Annotated in this window: 19 protein-coding genes and 1 pseudogene; 4 read left to right on the top strand and 16 right to left on the bottom strand. The window is 64.3% G+C overall.

Annotation, left to right across the window (positions count from 1 at the left end; genetic code table 11):
- Positions 1–77: 77 nt before the first annotated feature.
- Positions 78–1,625 carry a lysine--tRNA ligase gene (lysS, locus tag G5S35_RS05910; RefSeq protein WP_183038731.1) on the top strand — a complete coding sequence of 516 codons (1,548 nt, stop codon included), beginning with the start codon at positions 78–80 and terminating at the stop codon, positions 1,623–1,625.
- 349 nt (positions 1,626–1,974) lie between these two features.
- Positions 1,975–2,715: a glycine zipper 2TM domain-containing protein gene (locus G5S35_RS05905; RefSeq protein WP_124261189.1), complete on the top strand. Its 741-nt coding sequence runs from the start codon at positions 1,975–1,977 to the stop codon at positions 2,713–2,715.
- A 122-nt stretch (positions 2,716–2,837) separates the two neighbouring features.
- On the opposite strand, the gene iscX is transcribed toward G5S35_RS05905, so the two are convergent.
- The 12 genes from iscX to G5S35_RS05845 all read right to left on the bottom strand — a co-directional run bounded on the left by iscX (position 2,838) and on the right by G5S35_RS05845 (position 12,353).
- Positions 2,838–3,035 carry a Fe-S cluster assembly protein IscX gene (iscX, locus tag G5S35_RS05900; protein WP_065060262.1) on the bottom strand — a complete coding sequence of 66 codons (198 nt, stop codon included), beginning with the start codon at positions 3,033–3,035 and terminating at the stop codon, positions 2,838–2,840.
- 25 nt (positions 3,036–3,060) lie between these two features.
- Positions 3,061–3,402: an ISC system 2Fe-2S type ferredoxin gene (gene fdx / locus G5S35_RS05895; RefSeq protein WP_065060263.1), complete on the bottom strand. Its 342-nt coding sequence runs from the start codon at positions 3,400–3,402 to the stop codon at positions 3,061–3,063.
- A gap of 157 nt (positions 3,403–3,559) precedes the next feature.
- Entirely contained in the window at positions 3,560–5,431 is a 1,872-nt protein-coding gene (gene hscA, locus G5S35_RS05890) for a Fe-S protein assembly chaperone HscA (protein ID WP_110328269.1), read from the bottom strand.
- Between the two features lie 93 nt (positions 5,432–5,524).
- Entirely contained in the window at positions 5,525–6,061 is a 537-nt protein-coding gene (gene hscB / locus G5S35_RS05885) for a Fe-S protein assembly co-chaperone HscB (RefSeq protein ID WP_065060265.1), read from the bottom strand.
- A gap of 75 nt (positions 6,062–6,136) precedes the next feature.
- Entirely contained in the window at positions 6,137–6,460 is a 324-nt protein-coding gene (gene iscA / locus G5S35_RS05880) for an iron-sulfur cluster assembly protein IscA (protein ID WP_065060266.1), read from the bottom strand.
- Positions 6,461–6,631: 171 nt separating this feature from the next.
- Positions 6,632–7,036: a Fe-S cluster assembly scaffold IscU gene (gene iscU, locus G5S35_RS05875; RefSeq protein WP_065060267.1), complete on the bottom strand. Its 405-nt coding sequence runs from the start codon at positions 7,034–7,036 to the stop codon at positions 6,632–6,634.
- A gap of 85 nt (positions 7,037–7,121) precedes the next feature.
- Positions 7,122–8,345, bottom strand: a complete 1,224-nt coding sequence (locus G5S35_RS05870) for an IscS subfamily cysteine desulfurase (protein WP_065060268.1) — start codon at positions 8,343–8,345, stop codon at positions 7,122–7,124.
- A gap of 67 nt (positions 8,346–8,412) precedes the next feature.
- Positions 8,413–8,946: a Fe-S cluster assembly transcriptional regulator IscR gene (iscR, locus tag G5S35_RS05865; RefSeq protein ID WP_110328268.1), complete on the bottom strand. Its 534-nt coding sequence runs from the start codon at positions 8,944–8,946 to the stop codon at positions 8,413–8,415.
- Positions 8,947–9,100: 154 nt separating this feature from the next.
- Positions 9,101–9,583: a low molecular weight protein-tyrosine-phosphatase gene (locus G5S35_RS05860; protein ID WP_065060270.1), complete on the bottom strand. Its 483-nt coding sequence runs from the start codon at positions 9,581–9,583 to the stop codon at positions 9,101–9,103.
- A gap of 157 nt (positions 9,584–9,740) precedes the next feature.
- Positions 9,741–9,977 carry a hypothetical protein gene (locus G5S35_RS05855; RefSeq protein WP_065060271.1) on the bottom strand — a complete coding sequence of 79 codons (237 nt, stop codon included), beginning with the start codon at positions 9,975–9,977 and terminating at the stop codon, positions 9,741–9,743.
- A 136-nt stretch (positions 9,978–10,113) separates the two neighbouring features.
- Positions 10,114–11,553: a lactate utilization protein B gene (locus G5S35_RS05850; protein ID WP_074984417.1), complete on the bottom strand. Its 1,440-nt coding sequence runs from the start codon at positions 11,551–11,553 to the stop codon at positions 10,114–10,116.
- A 77-nt stretch (positions 11,554–11,630) separates the two neighbouring features.
- Positions 11,631–12,353, bottom strand: a complete 723-nt coding sequence (locus tag G5S35_RS05845; protein ID WP_183038730.1) for a (Fe-S)-binding protein — start codon at positions 12,351–12,353, stop codon at positions 11,631–11,633.
- A 223-nt stretch (positions 12,354–12,576) separates the two neighbouring features.
- Between G5S35_RS05845 and G5S35_RS05840 the strand changes: the two genes are divergently transcribed.
- Positions 12,577–13,377, top strand: coding sequence for an IclR family transcriptional regulator (locus G5S35_RS05840; RefSeq protein ID WP_065060371.1), 801 nt, complete (start codon positions 12,577–12,579; stop codon positions 13,375–13,377).
- 101 nt (positions 13,378–13,478) lie between these two features.
- Here the strand turns inward: G5S35_RS05840 and G5S35_RS05835 are convergent, their stop codons facing one another.
- From G5S35_RS05835 to pbpG, 3 genes and pseudogenes are all read right to left on the bottom strand, one after another.
- Positions 13,479–14,003: a helix-turn-helix transcriptional regulator gene (locus G5S35_RS05835; protein ID WP_074984415.1), complete on the bottom strand. Its 525-nt coding sequence runs from the start codon at positions 14,001–14,003 to the stop codon at positions 13,479–13,481.
- Positions 14,004–14,164: 161 nt separating this feature from the next.
- Positions 14,165–14,401 (bottom strand): annotated as a pseudogene (locus G5S35_RS39385) (hypothetical protein); the annotation flags it as partial.
- A gap of 249 nt (positions 14,402–14,650) precedes the next feature.
- A complete protein-coding gene (gene pbpG, locus G5S35_RS05830; RefSeq protein WP_065060275.1) occupies positions 14,651–15,826 on the bottom strand; it encodes a D-alanyl-D-alanine endopeptidase in 1,176 nt (391 codons plus the stop codon).
- Between the two features lie 743 nt (positions 15,827–16,569).
- Here pbpG and G5S35_RS05825 point away from each other — a divergent pair.
- Positions 16,570–17,142: a phasin family protein gene (locus tag G5S35_RS05825; protein ID WP_065060276.1), complete on the top strand. Its 573-nt coding sequence runs from the start codon at positions 16,570–16,572 to the stop codon at positions 17,140–17,142.
- A gap of 321 nt (positions 17,143–17,463) precedes the next feature.
- Here G5S35_RS05825 and lpdA read toward each other — a convergent pair whose 3' ends face one another.
- Positions 17,464–19,230 (bottom strand): dihydrolipoyl dehydrogenase, encoded by a 1,767-nt coding sequence (gene lpdA / locus G5S35_RS05820; protein WP_183038729.1) that lies wholly within the window; start codon positions 19,228–19,230, stop codon positions 17,464–17,466.
- Between the last annotated feature and the right edge of the window lie 20 nt (positions 19,231–19,250).

The raw sequence follows: 19,250 nt of genomic DNA, 5'->3' as shown, positions 1-19,250 counted from the left end.
CCGCCGTGCCGCCGCCCGCGTCTTTCGAGACGCGTGGCGCGCGCGGCGGAACCGAATTTCCCGAACCCCGAGCCATCATGACCGAACCGACCCAGCCGAATACGGCCGCCGCAGCGCCTGCCGCGTCGCCCGACCTGGACGACAACCAGATCATCGCCGAGCGCCGCGAGAAGCTGCGCACGCTGCGCGAAGCGGGCGTCGCCTATCCCAACGACTTCCGCCCGACTCACCACGCCGCCGACCTGCAGCGCGACTACGCCGACACCGACAAGGAAGCGCTCGAAGCGAATCCGCTCGAAGTCGCGATCGCCGGCCGCATGATGCTCAAACGCGTGATGGGCAAGGCAAGCTTCGCCACGGTGCGCGACGGCTCGGGCCAGATCCAGTTCTTCATCACGCCCGCCGACGTGGGCGAAACGACCTACGACGCGTTCAAGAAGTGGGACCTCGGTGACATCGTCGCCGCGAAGGGCGTCCTGTTCCGCACCAACAAGGGCGAACTCTCGGTGCGCGTGACCGAACTGCGTCTGCTCTCGAAGTCGCTGCGTCCGCTGCCGGACAAGTTCCACGGTCTGTCGGACCAGGAAATGCGCTACCGCCAGCGCTACGTCGACCTGATCGTCACGCCGGAAGCCCGCGACACGTTCGTGGCGCGCGCGATGGCGATCGCGTCGGTGCGTCAGTTCATGGCCGGCTCGAACTTCATGGAAGTCGAAACGCCGATGCTGCACCCGATCCCGGGCGGCGCGGCGGCCAAGCCGTTCGTCACGCACCACAACGCGCTCGACATGCAGATGTATCTGCGTATCGCGCCCGAGCTGTATCTGAAGCGCCTGATCGTCGGCGGCTTCGAGCGCGTGTTCGAAATCAACCGGAATTTCCGTAACGAGGGCGTTTCGCCGCGTCACAATCCGGAATTCACGATGATGGAGTTCTACGCCGCGTACACCGACTACACGTGGCTGATGGACTTCACCGAGCAACTGATCCGCCAGGCCGCGATCGACGCGTCGGGCACCGCCGTGCTCACGTATCAGGGCCGCGAACTCGATCTGTCGAAGCCGTTCCATCGTCTGACGATCGTGCAGGCAATCCAGAAGTACGCGCCGCAATACACGACCGAACAGCTCGCCGATGCCGCGTTCCTGCGCACGGAACTGAAGAAGTTCGGCGTCGACGCGAACCAGCCGCAGTTCCTGAACGCCGGCGTCGGCGCGCTGCAACTCGCGCTGTTCGAGGAAACGGCCGAGTCGCAACTGTGGGAACCGACCTACATCATCGACTACCCGGTCGAAGTCTCGCCGCTCGCGCGCGCCTCGGACACCACGCCGGGCATCACCGAGCGTTTCGAACTGTTCATCACGGGCCGCGAAATCGCCAACGGCTTCTCGGAGCTGAACGATCCGGAAGACCAGGCCGCGCGCTTCAAGAAGCAGGTCGAGCAGAAGGACGCGGGCGACGAAGAAGCGATGTTCTACGACGCCGACTACATCCGCGCGCTCGAGTACGGCATGCCCCCGACGGGCGGCTGCGGCATCGGCATCGACCGTCTGGTGATGCTGCTCACCGATAGCCCGAGCATCCGCGACGTGCTGCTGTTCCCGCACCTGCGCCGCGAAGACTAAAGCGACGCCTGCACGACAGACGCGCCAGACGGGGCGCATGCGGTTCACGCCGCATGCGCCCCGTTTCTTTTGGCTGCGGCGTGGCACGTGCGTCGGACGTTTGTAACTATCGGTAAAAGCTTCCGCCCTGCTTCGCGCAAATTTCGCGCGGCAAATGGGCATGCGGATTGCGTCAGGACGGAAAACCGCGCCGGGCAAAGCCGTGCGGCGATCGGGATCTGATGGATGCGTTACCGGTTCGTCGCGCACGCAGGATGGGTTACAAAATGAAACGCCCGTGCCACGGCTTTGGCTCACACTGGTTTTGACCCAAGCTTTTGAGCCAACTCTGCAAAAGACGGAGCCTGTCATGAACGAACTCGATCCTAAAACCACGACCACCACTACGCCCGACACGTCCGCCAAACGCCGTCTGCATCCGCTCGTCGCGACTGCCGCGGGTGCGGTGATCGTCGCGAGCCTGGCAGCCACGGCGGCGATTACCGGCGTATTTCCCAAGGCTTCCAGCACGGCCGAACAGAGTGCCCAATCGCAAACCGGCCAGACCACGCTGATGGCGACGCTGCCCGCGACGCAGGATTCCACGCGGCCCGCGACCGGCGCGCAGTATGCACAAAACGGCGCGCAAAGCACCGCGCCCACCGAGCCGCAACCCGCTCCGGCGGCGGCGCAGCCAGCGCAGCCGGCCGCGCCCGCGCCGCAGTACGCGCAACAGCCTCAACAAGCCGCGCAGGAAGCGCCGCCGCAATCGGCCGCGTGCGCCTCGTGCGGCGTCGTTGAAGCGATTTCGGCGGTCAAGCAGGAAGGCCACGGCACCGGCATCGGCGCGGTGGGTGGCGCGGTGGCGGGTGGCGTCGTCGGCAATCAGTTCGGCCGCGGCGGCGGCCGTACCGCGATGACGCTGCTCGGCGCGCTCGGCGGCGGCCTCGCGGGCAACTCGGTCGAAAAGCATATCCGCAGCACGACGGCCTATTCGGTGCGCGTGCGCATGGATAGCGGCAAGATGCGCTACTTCACTTATCACGAAGCGCCGCCGTTCCAGCAAGGCCAACGCGTGCGGATCGAACGCGGGGCGCTCGAAGCGGCCTGACGTCGCCTGAACCCGGCCGCGTCTGCAAACGCAGGCAAACAAAAAGGCGATTCGCCATCACAGCGAATCGCCTTTTTCTTTCGTCGCGCGCCGAAGCGCCCTGCCACTGATGACCGGGGCGATCAGTAATCGGCGTCTTCAATCCACGCCGCCTGGATCGCTTCGAGGATCCGCTCGTTCGAGCTTTGCGGATCGTCGTCGAAACCTTCGAGTTCCGTGATCCAGCGATGCAGATCGGTAAAGCGCACATACTGCGGATCGACTTCGGGATGCGTGTCCGTCAAGGCCATTGCGATGTCCTGCGTATCGGTCCATTTCATGGCTGTGCGCTCCTCTTCGGGTGGATCAGTGGTTTTCCTTGGCGTGGTTGATCGAGTAACGCGGGATCTCGATCACCAGGTCGTCTTCCGCCGGCACGAGCGCCTGGCACGACAGTCGCGAAGTGGGCTCCAGACCCCAGGCCTTGTCGAGCAGGTCGTCTTCGGCTTCTTCCGACGGTTCGAGCGCGTTGAAACCTTCGCGCACGATCACGTGACAGGTCGTGCACGCGCACGACTTCTCGCAGGCGTGTTCGATTTCGATGCCGTGTTCCAGCAGCGCGTCGCACACGCTTTCACCCGGCTTGGCGTCGATGACCGCGCCCTCGGGGCACAGTTCGACATGGGGCAGCACCACGATTTGAGGCATTGTGATTTCCGTATCCAATAACTTTCAATTCGGGCGCGCCCCGCCTGACGGCGGCGGCATCGCCCATTCTACTGACCTCGCGCGCTTCGCCACATCGGGAAAGCACGCACCCGGCGCGCGATGCGCGCGCACAGGTCGTTTTCTCTGCGTTCGCTACTTAGCCGATCTCGTCGAGCCGCTTGCCCGCCAGCGCGCGCTTGATGCCCTTGTCCATGCGGCGCGCGGCGAATTCGTCGGTGCCTTCGGCCAGCGCCTTGGTGGCGGTTTCGATTGCGTCGGTGTCGTCGCTCTGCACGATCTGCGCAAGTGCGGCGATGAGCGTGTCGAGCGCGGCGCGCTCGTCGGCGTCGAGCAGTTCGCCGTCGGCGGCCAGCGCCGATTGCGTCGCTTCGATCACGCGTTGCGCCTCGACCTGCGCTTCACGCAGCGCACGCGCGCGCATGTCGATGTCGGCGGTCTTGAAGCTCTCTTCGAGCATCTTGGCGATGTCGTTGTCTTCGAGGCCGTACGACGGCTTGACCACCACCGACGCCTCCACGCCCGAGAGCTGCTCGCGTGCGAACACCGACAGCAGCCCGTCCGCGTCCACCTGATAGGTCACGCGAATGCGCGCCGCGCCCGCCGCCATCGGCGGAATGCCGCGCAGCTCGAAGCGCGCAAGCGAACGGCAGTCGGCCACGAGCTCGCGCTCGCCCTGGACCACGTGGATCGCCATCGCGGTCTGGCCGTCCTTGAAGGTCGTGAAGTCCTGCGCACGCGCGACCGGAATGGTCGAGTTGCGCGGGATGATCTTCTCGACGAGCCCGCCCATCGTTTCCACGCCCAGCGAGAGCGGAATCACGTCGAGCAGCAGCCAGTCGTCGTCGCCGCCACGGTTGCCCGCCAGCAGATCGGCCTGAACCGCCGCGCCGAGCGCGACGACCTGGTCGGGATCGAGATTGGTGAGCGGCGCCTGGCCGAAATACTGTTCCACCGCGCGGCGGATCACCGGCATGCGCGTCGCGCCGCCGACCAGCACCACGCCCTTCACGTCCTTCGCGCCGACCTTCGCGTCGCGCAGCGCCTTCTTCGTGGGCGTGAGCGTGCGCTGCACGAGCGTCTGCGTGAGCGCCTCGAAACGCGCTTCGTCGAGGGCGACCGAGAGGGTCTTGCCATTCGACAACGTCACGTCGATGCGCGCTTCCGGCGCCGACGAAAGCGCTTCCTTCGCGTCGCGCGCGTGGTCGAGCAGCAGACGCACGTCTTCGGGCGCGAGCGACGCGCGCTCGATGCCGCTTTGCTCCAGCACGTAATCGAACACGACGTGGTCGAAATCGTCGCCGCCGAGCGCCGAATCGCCGCCCGCCGCCAGCACTTCGAACACACCCTTGGTGAGCTTCAGGATCGACAGGTCGAAGGTGCCGCCGCCGAGGTCGTAGACCGCGTAGAGGCCTTCGGCGCCGTTGTCGAGACCGTAGGCGATGGCGGCCGCGGTCGGTTCGTTCAGCAGGCGCAGCACGTTCAGGCCCGCGAGGCGCGCGGCGTCCTTGGTCGCCTGGCGCTGCGCTTCGTCGAAGTACGCCGGCACCGTGATGACCGCGCCGACGAGATCGTCGCCGAGCGTGTCTTCGGCGCGCTGACGCAGCGTCGCGAGAATTTCCGCCGACACTTCCACCGGGCTCTTCACGCCGTCCACGGTCTCGATCTGCACCATGCCGGGCGCGTCGACGAAGACGTAAGGCGCGTTCGCCGCGCCTTCGACGTCGGCCTTGCCGCGGCCCATGAAGCGCTTGACCGAGACGATCGTGTTGCGCGGATCGCTGGCCGCTTCGGCTTTCGCCGTGCGACCGATGCGGCGGCCGCCGTTGGCCAGATAGCGCACGACGGAAGGCAGCAGCACGTGGCCGTCCGCGTCGGGCAGCACGTCGGGCACGCCGCTGCGCACGGCGGCGACGAGCGAGTTCGTCGTGCCGAGGTCGATGCCGACGGCGAGTCGCCGCTGGTGCGGCGCCGGCGCCATGCCGGGTTCGGAGATTTGCAGTAATGCCATCTGTGTGATCTGTTGCGGGCCGCCACGGGCAGCCCTGTCCTATGTTCTACGCTTTTTTCCGTGCAGTCGGGCGCGTGGCGCCCGGCAACGGTCTCAGCCTTCCAGCCGTTCGATCTGCGTCTCGATCTCGGCTGCGACGCGCTCGATGAACATGAGCTGGCGCACCGCTTCCGCCGCCGGCTGGTTCGAGCCGCTGTCGATCAGCGCCGCGAGCTTGGCGAGGCGCGCGCGCTCGTCGTCGCGCAGTTCGCCCGAGAGCGCGTCGAGCGCATCGACGTTCTTCGCGTGGACGGCGTCCTCGATCGCCTCGCGCCATTCCATCTGCTGCATCAGGAACGCCGGCTCCATGGCCGTATTGTCCTCGGCGCCGACGTCGACGCCGCGCAGATGCAACAGGTATTTGGCGCGCTTGAGCGGATCGCGCAGCGTCTGATACGCCTCGTTCGCGCGCGTGGCCCATTGCATCGCCACGCGTTTTTGCGCGTCGCCGGCCGCGGCGAAGCGGTCCGGGTGAACCTGCGCCTGCACGGTGCGATATGCGTGGTCGAGCGAATCGGCGTCGATCGCGAACTGCTCGGGCAGGCCGAACAGCACGAAGTGGCTATCGGAAAGCGATGAAAGCGAGGTCATCGGATAAAGCGTTCTTGTGGGGCCATCAAAATCAAAAAGGCGGCACAGGCCGCCTTTTCACCGCAACACACGGGCTCAAACGCGGAAGGACTCGCCGCAACCGCACTCGTCCTTCACGTTCGGGTTGTTGAACTTGAAGCCCTCGTTGAGGCCTTCGCGCACGAAATCGAGCTGCGTGCCGTCGATATAGGACAGGCTTTTCGGATCGACGATCACCTTCACGCCGAAGCTCTCGAACACGTTGTCCTCGGGCGCCAGGTCGTCGACATACTCGAGCTTGTACGCCAGTCCCGAGCAACCCGTCGTGCGCACGCCGAGGCGCAGGCCCACGCCCTTGCCGCGCCGGGTCAGGTACTTCTGCACGTGCTGTGCCGCTTTTTCCGTCAACGTAATAGCCATAGCGTTTTCGCCGCGCCCCGCCCCGCGTGTCTCAGGCTCGTGCCTGTTTCACCACGGTGCGGCGCAACCTGCCTGCATCCAAAATCGTTAATCCCGCGGCGGCGCACCCGAAGGTTCGCCGCCGTTCTGCCCGCGCCGCGTTGCCGCTCGCCGCGCGACCTGCCGTGCGCCTTAAACGGCGTCGGCCTTCGCTTCGGTCGTGTGACGCGTGCGGTAGTCGGCGACCGCTGCCTTGATCGCGTCTTCCGCGAGGATCGAGCAGTGGATCTTCACCGGCGGCAGCGCCAGTTCTTCAGCGATCTGCGTGTTCTTGATCGAGAGCGCTTCGTCAAGCGTCTTGCCCTTGACCCATTCCGTGACGAGCGAGCTCGAGGCGATTGCCGAGCCGCAGCCGTAGGTCTTGAACTTCGCGTCTTCGATCACGCCGTCCGCGCCCACGCGGATCTGCAGCTTCATCACGTCGCCGCAAGCCGGCGCGCCGACCATGCCCGTGCCGACCGTGTCGTCGTCTTTCGAGAACGAACCGACGTTACGCGGGTTTTCGTAGTGGTCCAGAACCTTGTCGCTATATGCCATGATCACACTCCTTCAATTCGTTGGCCGCGCGGCATGTTCGTGTGCGCTGCGGCCGGGTCGATATTCGCTTTGCGTCGCGTGAAACTTAGTGCGCTGCCCACTGGATGGTCGACAGATCGATGCCGTCCTTGTGCATTTCCCACAGCGGCGACAGTTCGCGCAGCTTGGCGATCTTCGTCTTCAGCAGGTTGATCACGTAGTCGACGTCCTGCTCCGTCGTGAAGCGGCCCACCGTGAAACGGATCGAGCTGTGCGCCAGTTCGTCGTTGCGGCCGAGCGCGCGCAGCACGTACGACGGCTCCAGCGAAGCCGACGTGCATGCCGAACCCGACGACACCGCCACGTCCTTCACCGCCATGATCAGCGACTCGCCTTCGACGAAGTTGAAGCTGATGTTCAGGTTGTGCGGGACGCGCTGCTCCATGTCGCCGTTCACGTAGGTTTCTTCGATTTCCGAGAGGCCCTTGAGCAGACGGTCGCGCAGCATGCGCACGCGCTCGTTTTCCGTAGCCATCTCTTCACGCGCGATGCGGAACGCTTCGCCCATGCCGACGATCTGGTGCGTGGCCAGCGTGCCCGAGCGCATGCCGCGCTCGTGACCGCCGCCGTGCATCTGCGCTTCGATACGCACGCGCGGCTTGCGACGCACGTACAGCGCGCCAATGCCCTTCGGGCCATAGGTCTTGTGCGCCGAGAACGACATCAGGTCGACCTTGAGCTTTTGCAGGTCGATGGGCGCCTTGCCCGTCGATTGCGCGGCGTCGACGTGGAACACGATGCCCTTTTCGCGGCAGATTTCGCCGATCGTCTCGATGTCCTGGATCACGCCGATCTCGTTGTTCACGTGCATCACGGAAACGAGGATCGTGTCCGGGCGAATCGCCGCCTTGAACGCTTCGAGGTCGATCAGGCCGTTTTCCAGCACCGGCAGATACGTGACTTCATAGCCTTCGCGCTCGAGTTCGCGACAGGTGTCGAGCACAGCCTTGTGCTCGGTCTTCACCGTGATGATGTGCTTGCCCTTGCTCTTGTAGAAGTGCGCGGCACCCTTGATCGCGAGGTTGTCCGATTCGGTCGCGCCGGAGGTCCAGATGATTTCGCGCGGGTCGGCGTTGACGAGCGCGGCGACCTGCTCGCGCGCTTCCTCGACCGCACGTTCCGCGTCCCAGCCGTAGGCGTGGCTGCGCGAAGCCGGATTGCCGAACTGCTCGCGCAGGTACGGAATCATCTTGTCCACCACGCGCGGGTCGACCGGCGTCGTCGCGCTGTAATCCATGTAAATGGGCAGGTGGGGAATATCGTTATTCATCTATCGCTCCGGGGAATCTTTGTGCTGCGCTGTACTGTGTAGTGCGTCCTGACGGCTCGGATCAAGCTCACGAACTCGCCATGTTGAAAATCGAGTTCGGCCCTAGCGGCACGGCCCTCACCGGCTCGACCGCGGGGGCTTCCGCGCGGCGGTCGCGCAGGACCGTGGGCGCGGCGCCTTCGCGAGCGCGCTGCTTGTCCACCAGATCCTTGAGCGACACGGAATCGAGGTACTCGACCATCTTCTGGTTCAGCGTGGACCAGAGTTCGTGCGTCATGCAGTGGCCGTCGTGCTGCTTGGTACCCTCGCACGCGCCCTTGCCGCCGCATTGCGTGGCATCGAGCGGCTCGTCCACGGCGATGATGATGTCCGCGACCGTGACGTCCTCCGCGCGACGCGCGAGGTTGTACCCGCCGCCCGGCCCGCGGACCGATTCGACGATTTCATGGCGGCGGAGCTTGCCGAACAGCTGTTCGAGGTACGACAGCGAAATGTGCTGGCGCTGGCTGATACCCGCAAGCGTCACCGGGCCCTGCTCCTGGCGCAGGGCCAGGTCGATCATCGCCGTGACGGCGAAACGGCCTTTCGTGGTGAGTCTCATGATGGTAGGGGAACCGCAATTCTCGACAATTTTCGTCAAGTATAAATACATGACTAGTTTAGTCAAGTATCCGTGCCGCCATTCGGGTTATTAGGCACATGACGAAAAGGTAAAACGGCGCACTTCCTGCAACGCGTGCACCGCACCGTTCACTTCAATCCACCAGTTGCGGACGCAGCGCCGCCAGCAAACCCGCGCAGGCGGCCTCGCACTGGTCGAGCACCGACTCGAAGCCCGCCGCGCCGCCGAAATAAGGGTCGGTTACCACACGATCCTCCGCGTTCGGCGCGAATTCCATCAGCAAGCGGATCTTGTCTCGCTCGCCGGCCGGCGCGACCTGATGCAGCGCGGTCACGTTGGCGTCGTCCATCGCGACGATCAGATCGAACGCCGCAAAATCTTCCTGCTCGATCTGGCGCGCGCGCAGCGGCGCGAGATCGTAGCCGCGCTGCTTGCCCGCGCGCTGGGCGCGCTCGTCGGGCGCCTCGCCGATGTGCCAGTTGCCCGTGCCCGCGGAATCGACCACCACACGGCCATTCAGGCCCGCCTCGTCGACCATGCGCAGCATCACCGCTTCAGCCGTGGGCGAGCGGCAGATGTTGCCGAGGCAAACGAAACAAACGGAAACCTTGTTCATCGTGTCGGGGTGCGGGCTGGGCGAGGTGTGACCGGGTCTGCCGAATCCGCCAGGAAGCCCGTACTATCGGGCTCGAACCGGACTGGCGACAGCCGAATCCGCAATTATACAAAGTGCGGCAAATGCGCGCTTGGCACGCCTGCGGCGCACCGGTTGCTCAGATCGTGCTTGCGTGCGGCAGCGGGCTCGCGCCGCGCATGGCCTTGACCGGCGCTTTCACGTCGCCGGCATCGCCGACGAGACCATACGACACGGCGCGCGCCAGTTCGGCGCTCACCTGATCGGCGGCGAGCGGCAGTTGCTGCTCGGCGGTATCCCAGGCATGAACCCATGCAATCGCCGCGAGCGGCACGATCAGCGCCAGCGGCCAATACACCACTATTTTCTTTCTCATGATGCGACTCTCTCTCGACTATGGGGCGAGGTGCTTGAGACGCACTATCGCCAGTCGAAATGATATAGACGATCGCAATCAGGAAAAACCCGACAAAGACGAACACACTGTTGCCGCAGGTTAAACAGTGGCGGATTTACGGTTGACGAGCCCGCGTTGCGTTGGCGTCGAGATGCGTCTGGCGCGCCGCGTACAGTTCGCGGAACGTGCGTCCAACCGGCGTGGGCATGTCGCGCCCCTCGGTCCAGCCGCGCGCGAACGGCAGCTTGCGGATCGACTGCCCCTGCCGCCCCAGGCGCTCCAGCACGCGCACGCCGAGTTTGGTCAGCAGCGCATAAGCCGTGGGATGCAGCGCGAACCAGCCCCAGACGGCCAGCGCCGCGCGTTCGCGCCACGGCCGCAGCTTGCGTTCGGTCTGCTTCTCGCGCAGCTTGCGCAGCAGGTCCGAAAGCGGAATGCCGACCGGGCAGACGCTGTTGCACTCGCCGCAAAGCGTGGCGGCCTGGGGCAGATCCAGCGCTTTCTCGATCCCGACGTAGCTCGGCGTAAGCACCGATCCCATCGGCCCCGGATAAACCCAGCCATACGCATGGCCACCGACCTTCTGATAGACGGGGCAGTGGTTCATACACGCGCCGCATCGTATACAGCGCAGCATTTCCTGGAACTCGCCGCCGATCAGCCCGGTGCGGCCACCGTCGACGAGCACCACATACATATGCTCGGGCCCATCCTGGTCGCCCGGACCGCGCGGGCCGGTGAGCATCGAAAAATAGTTCGAGGTGGCCTGCCCCGTCGCCGAACGCGGCAGCAGGCGCATGGCGGTGGCGAGATCTTCCAGCGTGGGCAGCACCTTTTCGATGCCGGTGACCGCCACGTGCACGCGCGGCATCACCGTGCACATGCCCTCATTGCCCTCGTTCGTGACCAGCACGACCGAACCCGTTTCCGCGACGAGGAAGTTGCCGCCCGTCACGCCCATGTCCGCCGAGAGGAAGTGTGGCCGCAGCACCTCGCGCGCCTCGCGCGTCATGTCGGGAATTTCCGTCAGACGCGCTGTGTGATGCGTCTGCGCGAACAGGTCGGCGATCTCGTCTTTGTCCTTGTGGACGACGGGCGCGATGATGTGACTCGGCGGTTCGTTGTTGTTGATCTGAAGGATGTACTCGCCGAGATCCGTCTCGATGGACTGCACGCCCATTTGCGCGAGCACGGTGTTGAGCTGCATCTCCTCCGAGACCATTGACTTCGTCTTGATGACCTTGCGCACCTCGTGCTTGCGCGCGATGTCGGCCACCAGTTGCGCCGCGTCGCGTGCGGTCTCCGCAAACAGCACCGTGACGCCGCGCCGCGTGGCCTCGGCCTCGAACTGCTCGATCCAGACGTCGAGATTCTCCAGCGCACGGTTGCGGCGCGCTTTCAGCGCGGCGCGCGTGGCCTCGAAGTCGATGGCCGTGATCGCCTCCGCCCGTGCCGTGACGAACTTGGTAGAGAGCTTCTTCAGGTTCTGTTGCAGACGCTGGTCGGCAAGCTTCTGGCCGGCGCGCGCCTTGAACTGCATCGATTGGACTTGCATGGCGGAGTGTCGGGCAATTAAGTGGCGTGAACGTGCGGATGGAGCAGCGTGCGGCGTTGGCGCGACAGCGCGACGCGTCAGACGTCGCCGGCCAGCACCTGTGCGATATGCAGCACACGCGTATGTGCGTCGCCGGTGCGACGCAGTCGCCCTTCGATGTTCAGCATGCAGCCGAGGTCGCCGAGCACCACCGCGCCCGTGCCGCTCGCCTGCACGTTCATGCATTTCTCGTCGACGATCGCGGTGGAAATCGCGCCGTACTTGACCGCGAACGTGCCACCGAAACCGCAGCAATGCTCGCAGTCCTTCATCTCGTGGACTTCGACACCCCGTTGCGCAAGGAGCGCGCGCGGCTGCGCCTTCACGCCCAGTTCGCGCAGCCCCGAGCACGAATCGTGATAGGTGACCGGACCGCGAAACTCGCCTTCGGGCAACGCGACCTTCGCCACGTTGACCAGAAAGTCGGTCAGCTCGAATACGCGCTCGCGCAGCTTGCCGTAGCGCGACATGAGCTCGGGGTCGTCGCGAAACAGGTCGCCGTAGTGCGCGCGGATCATGCCGCCGCACGAGCCCGACGGTATGACCACATAGTCGAACTGTTCGAATTCGCGCAGCGTCTTTTCGGCCAGATCGCGCGCCAGCGCGCGTTCGCCCGAGTTGTAGGCCGGCTGACCGCAGCAGGTTTGCGCGGGCGGCACGACGACTTCGTAGCCCGCCGATTCGAGCAGTTTGATCGTCGAAAAACCGATCTCGGGACGCATCGTGTCGATGAGGCAAGTGACGAACAAACCGACTCGCATGGGATTCCTCCTAAAAACCGTCCCCGATTATCCGATGTTTCGCGCCCGCCACCAACGCGGGGCTGCCCGGGTTTCTCTCGCCCCGCGGCGCCCAACAGCTAGCCTCAGTGCGCTTGATCCGACACTGCGGCAGTGCAGCAACGAGGCTCGCCAGGCGCTTACTTTTTTCACAATACGAGATACAATGAATTTTCCGCTTCACGCGTCAAACGAAATTGCACCCATGAGCGACACGAATCCGGATCCGAAGACCTCGATTCAGGTGATCGAGCGCATGATGCGGCTCCTAGACGCACTTGCCGCGCACACCGACCCCGTCAGCCTGAAAGAACTGGCGCAACGTACCGAGCTGCACCCCTCGACTGCGCACCGTATCCTCAACGATATGGTGAGTTGCCGTCTGGTGGACCGCTCCGACCCCGGCACATACCGGCTGGGCATGCGTCTGCTCGAACTCGGCAACCTCGTGAAAGCGCGCCTTTCGGTGCGTGACGCAGCGCTTTCGCCGATGCGCGAACTGCACCGCCTCACCGGGCAGACGGTCAATCTCTCCGTACGCCAGGGCGACGAAATCGTGTATATCGAACGCGCGTATTCGGAGCGCTCGGGCATGCAGGTCGTGCGCGCCATTGGCGGCCGCGCGCCGCTGCACCTCACTTCGGTGGGCAAGCTTTTTCTCGCCGCCGACGAAGCCACCCGCGTGCGCGCTTATGCAACGCGCACCGGCCTCTCGGGTCATACGCGCAACAGCATTACTGACCTCAGCCGCCTCGAACGCGAACTCACGCATGTGCGCCAGGAATCGTGCGCGCGCGATAACGAAGAGCTCGAGCTGGGCGTTCGCTGCATTGCCGCGGGTATTTACGACGACACCGGCAAGCTCGTGGCGGGCCTCTCACTTTCCGCGCCTGCGGATCGCCTGCAGGACTCGTGGCTCGGTCAGTTGAGCAAGACCGCGCTGACGATTTCGGAGTCGCTGGGTTATCACCCGGAACCGGTCGACGGACACGTTCACACCGCGTGAGACCGGCACACTGACGCACGGCGTCGCGGCACACGAAGCGGAGGCAGGTCCTCCGCTTTTTTGCGCCCGCAAATTCCCGCGCGCGAGCTAGCGTGCAGAACTCATCCCACGAGTGCTTCGAGTTGCCGGTCAATCTGCGTATCGAGCGCACGCGCCTCTTTCGCGAGATTGACCTGCCGGGCCGAGCGCGCCGTTTCGAGCAGCGCCGCGCTGATGCTGTAACCATCGCGGCCAACGAGCCACGCAAGAATGTCGCTCAGATGCCAGAGCGAGGGACTGCCTTCGTGGACCGGCTGCGGAAAGTCGTCTGCGTGAACGAGCATGAGCTTGCGCATGTTCTGTCGCGACATGCCCGTCATGTCCGCGACGTCGGTCAAACCGACGAAGTCGGGCGCCGCTTCCACGAGCCGCGCGGACGGCACCGCCTCCTTCACGTTCTGCAAGGCCGTGTAGATGGCTTCCCATGCCGTTGCGCTGTCACGCGTGAACGCCAGCGCAATGCGCCCCGGCAAGCCTACGCCGATGGTGGCGTCGTCGCAGCCCGCCTGCGCGAGCCGTTCGACGAGCACGTTGTGGTCGCTGTCTTCCGGTGCAAGCTGATACTTGAGCGTGAAAACGTATTCCATGCCTGACTCCTGCCTTATTCGTGCGTTACTGGTGCATTGCGCGTGCATGACTCGTGCTCGCGGGCTACAACGGGCCGCCGTGACCTTGCCTCATGCGGCACGCCCCCGGCCGCACTGCCCGGCGGCACGCTGAATGGCGTGCCGGGCGGTCCCTTCGGCTGCGCCGTACAGTTGTCCACCACGCGCCTGAGCATGTTCGCGTGATTGCCCGCGTTGCGCGGGGTGCTCCAGATGCTCGTGATGCAAAATTCGCCGCAACGGCAATCGCCCTGATTGAGCGGACAAAACATCTTCCCCCACGCATGGCTGCGGCCTTTACCTGGTATAACTAACCAACCTCGAGTCTCGGCATAAACCAGTGCCGCCTCGACCTCTTTCTTCGCATGCGATCGTCTCATCGACCCACCCAGTGTATGTATCGTCAAGATAGTTGTCAACTGACAACCATCAAACTCCAACCGGTCTCGATGCCCGGCTGGCCGCCTTGATTCATCACTGGAAATCTTGCCGATTGAACCGGCGCCCATAAAGCTGGCCGGATGGCGTAGGCGCTCGCCCGACGCTCGTCGGAGCGACGCCTGAAAACAAAAACGCCCCGCAGTAGCGGGGCGTTTTGCGAGACGAACTCGGTATTGGCGCGATGCGGCTCAGGTCCCCGCGCCGCCCGCGTCCGCGCTCGTGATACGCGGCTGCTGGTCGGCGCCGCCGTTGTCCAGCCACGTGCGCACGCGCGTAGCGTCGGCGAAGCGCGAGTACTTGCCGCTCGAATCGAGCAGCACCATGATCACCGGACGGCCATGCACGACCGTCTGCATCACGAGGCACTCGCCGGCTTCGTTGATAAAGCCGGTCTTCTGCAAGCCAATGTCCCACGACGGATTGCGGATCAGCGCGTTCGTGCTGTTGTAAGCGAGGTTGCGCTTGCCCGTGAACACGTCGTAGCTGCGATCGGTCGAGAACTGACGGATCATCGGGTACTGATACGCCGCGTTGACCATCTTCACGAGGTCGCGCGCGCTCGACACGTTGTGGCTCGTCAAACCCGTGGAGTTCTCGAAATGCGTGTCGGTCATGCCGAGCTGCTTCGCCTTGGCGTTCATCGCGGCGATGAACGCCGGGCGGCCACCCGGGTAGTAGCGCGAGAGCGCGGCGGCCGCGCGGTTTTCCGACGCCATCAGTGCGATGTGCAACATGTCTTCACGCGACAGCACCGAGCCGACCGACAGGCGCGAGCCCGTGTTCTTCTCGTAGTCGCGATCTTCGTCGGTGACTTCGATCTGCTCGGTGAGCGGCGCCTTCGAGTCGAGCACGACCATCGCGGTCATGAGCTTCGAGATCGAGGCGATCGGCACCACGGCGCGCGAGTTCTTGTCGAACAGCGGTTCGAGCGAATTCTGATCGACCACATAGGCCACACCCGAGCGCAGCATCAGCGAATCGGGCGTCTCGTGGAGGCCAAACGCCTGACCGGCGGTGGGCTGACGCGGCTCGAACGCCACGCGGCGCACGGCCGTGTGATGGCGGCCGTTCATCGTGTAGGCCACGCGGCGTTTCTTGGCCACCGGGCGCGCGTCGTCGTCCTTGGCCGCGACGGTGCGGGCAGCGCCCGCCTTCTTCGCAACCTTGGCCGATGCCGGCGCAACCTTCTTGGTGGACTTCTTCGCCTTGGCCGTCTTGGCCGCAGCGGTGTTCTGCGACGCAGCAAACGCGCCTTCGGGCACGAATAGCGTCGTGCTGATGGCCACGGACACAGCCACCGACAGCGCGGTGCTGACAACCGATGAGGGCACCAGCTTGAACGACAGGAATTTGTCGGATTTCATTGGTGTTCTGGATGGAGCGGCGGGATCGTTCGCCAAGTGTAGTAAAACCACGAAAAATTCGCAAATTGAAGCACTTATGGCTACTCGTTAAACCGAAATCTGGTTCTTGATTGAGTAGACCAATATGCTTCGCATTCTCGATGGACAGAGACAATCGTCCGGGCGGTCCCGCCCTGCTGCGCCAATGGCCGGCGACTATTGCTGTCGCCTACGCATTAACGGCGCACGTCATGCAGAACTTGATGTGGGATAAATACCGGGGACGATGCTCAGACGCCTATGCCGCCGAAACGCACGACGCGCGTTCGACCGGAATGAATCTTTAACGTTCCGTGACGCAATCTGGTGGACGCGTTAAGTGAAATCCCGCATGAGGCTTCCTCGAATCTGACGGCACAACCTCCGATGCGCCGTCAGCCTCAATCTTGCCAGAATCAGCGCGCATATGCCTGGCCTTGTCCAGCAAGGCCAGGCGCCGGTTTGCGCGTGCGCGCCCGTGGCGCCATGCCGCACATTGCCAACAGGCATGCAAATTGCCACATGCCAATCGCATAAGTGCTTGTTTAATAACAATTAAATGACATGGTGCGACGCACCACAAGACGCTTGACTTTCGCCTCAGGCATCCTAAAATCGTCTTCAATGTTGCGACGCACCAAAGCGTCCGGCAGATCACCAGCGTCTTGCCACTTACTCCAGGCGGCCCACCCACACGAGGCCGCTAACCATCCAGGAGCGTAAACATGAGTCTGCTGACCCCTGAGCAATTCGTCGCCGCCCAAAAAGCCAACCTCGAAACCCTGTTCGGCCTGACCGGCAAGGCCTTCGAAGGCGTGGAAAAGCTGGTCGAATTGAATCTTCAGGCCGTTCGCTCGAATCTGGCGGAATCGCAGGAACACGCACAGCGCGCGTTGTCGGTGAAGGATGCGCAGGAACTGCTCGCGCTCCAGTCGAGCTATGCGCAACCGCTCGCCGAAAAGGTGCTCTCGTACGGCCGCCACGTGTATGAAATCGCGTCGGCCACGCAAGCCGAATTCGCGAAGGTCGCCGAAGCCCACTACGAAGAGCAGAACCGCAAGGTGCAGTCGCTCGTCGACAACGTCGCGAAGAACGCGCCCGCCGGTTCAGAAACCGCCGTCGCCGTGATCAAGTCGGCCATCAACGCCGCGAACACGACCTACGAAACGGTCCACAAGGCCACCAAGCAAGCGGTCGAAATGGCCGAAAGCAACTTCAACGCCGCCACCGCCGCGGCCAGCAAGGCTGCCGCACAAGCCTCGCGCTCGGCTTCCGCTTCGGCCAAGAAGACGGTCTGAGGCCGGTTGTCGGCACGCAGCGCCGGCGCACGCCGGCTGTCGGCTGACTGATAACTGATACCCGCCGAACCGGAGTGCGCGCTGCAACGGCTGCGCGCTCCGGCACCGACGCTCCGGCATGCTGCAAGGCGTGCCGCTTACCCGGTCGCCGACCGGGAATCTTTTTTACCGCTCCGGCGCGCCTCTCGACCTACCCGCCAGCCCGATCAGAAAGATCCAGGCGTCGCATGAAGAAAAACGGCGCACTCCCTGCGGAGTGCGCCGTTTGCTTACGTCTGTCTGCTTACGTGCATGCCGCCTGCGACAGCGGCACGCCACGTCTTACTTCTTTTTCTGCGGCGGCAGATCGGTACAGACGCCTTCGTACAGCTCGGCGGCCATGCCGACGGATTCGCCCAGCGTCGGGTGCGGGTGAATCGTCTTGCCGATGTCGGTCGCGTCCGCGCCCATTTCCACCGCGAGGCAGACTTCGCTGATCAGATCGCCCGCGTTCAGACCGACGATGCCGCCGCCGATCACACGATGCGTCTCTTCGTCGAAAATCAGCTTGGTGAAGCCCTCGTCGCGGCCATTGGCGATCGCGCGGCCCGAAGCGGCCCACGGGAACACGGCCTTGCCGTACTTGATGCCTTCGGCCTTGCACTGCTCTTCCGTCTTGCCGGCCCACGCCACTTCCGGATCGGTGTAAGCCACCGACGGGATCTGCAGCGCGTCGAAGTACGCCTTCTCGCCGTGCGCCGCTTCCGCCGCCACGTGGCCTTCATGCACGGCCTTGTGTGCGAGCATCGGCTGGCCAACCACGTCGCCGATCGCGAAGATGTGCGGCACGTTGGTGCGCATCTGCTTGTCGACTTCGATGAAGCCGCGATCCGTCACCGCCACGCCGGCCCTGTCCGCGCCGATCTTCTTGCCATTGGGCGAGCGGCCCACGGCGACCAGCACGAGGTCGTAACGCTGCGCTTCGGCCGGAGCCTTTTCGCCTTCGAACGTGACGTAGATGCCGTCTTCCTTCGCTTCGGCCTTCGTCGTTTTGGTCTTGAGCATGACATTCGCGAAGCGCTTCGCGTTGTACTTCTCCCAGACCTTCACGAGATCGCGGTCCGCGCCGGCCATCAGGCCGTCCAGCATTTCCACGACGTCGATCTGCGCGCCGAGCGTCGAATAAACGGTCGCCATTTCCAGACCGATGATGCCGCCGCCGATCACCAGCATCTTCTGCGGCAGCTGACGCAGTTCCAGCGCGCCGGTCGAATCGACCACGCGCGGATCTTCCGGCATGAACGGCAGCTTCACGGCCTGCGAACCGGCTGCGATGATCGCCTGCTTGAACTTGACGATCTTCTTGCCGCCCTCGCCCGCCACTTCCATGTGGTGCGGATCGATGAACGAGCCGAGGCCCGTCACGACTTCGACCTTGCGCGCCTTGGCCATGCCGGCGAGACCGCCGGTCAGCTTCTTGACGACACCCGACTTGAAGTCGCGCAGCTTGTCGAGATCGACTTGCGGCTTGCCGAACGAGATGCCGTGCGATTCGAGCAACGCGGCTTCGTCGATCACCAGCGCCGTGTGCAGCAGCGCCTTCGACGGAATGCAGCCGACGTTCAGACACACGCCGCCGAGCGTCGCATAACGCTCGACCAGCACGGTCTTCATGCCGAGGTCGGCGGAGCGGAACGCCGCCGAGTAGCCGCCGGGGCCCGCGCCGAGCACGAGCATGTCGCATTCGACGTCGGCGCTGCCGCTGAAGCTGCCGGCTTGCGGCGCGGGCGCAGCAGCCTTCGGCGCTTCGGCCGCCTTGGGCGCTTCCGCCTTCGGTGCTTCGGCCTTCGGCGCGGGCGCAGCCGCGCCTTCCGACACTTCGACGATCGCGACCAGCGTGCCTTGCGACGCCTTGTCGCCGGCCTTGATCTTCACTTCCTTGACCGTGCCCGCGACATCGCTGGGCACTTCCATCGTGGCCTTGTCCGACTCGAGCGAGACGAGCGTCTGCTCCTTCTCGATCACGTCGCCCGGCTTGATGTTGACTTCGATGACGTCGATGTCCTTGAAGTCGCCGATATCCGGCACTTTCACTTCGACGAGACTCATGGTGTCCCCTTCAGGAACGA

The sequence above is a fragment of the Paraburkholderia tropica genome (genome assembly GCF_014171495.1).
GTDB classification, from domain to species: domain Bacteria; phylum Pseudomonadota; class Gammaproteobacteria; order Burkholderiales; family Burkholderiaceae; genus Paraburkholderia; species Paraburkholderia tropica.
This window is presented reverse-complemented; position numbering and strand designations above follow the sequence as displayed.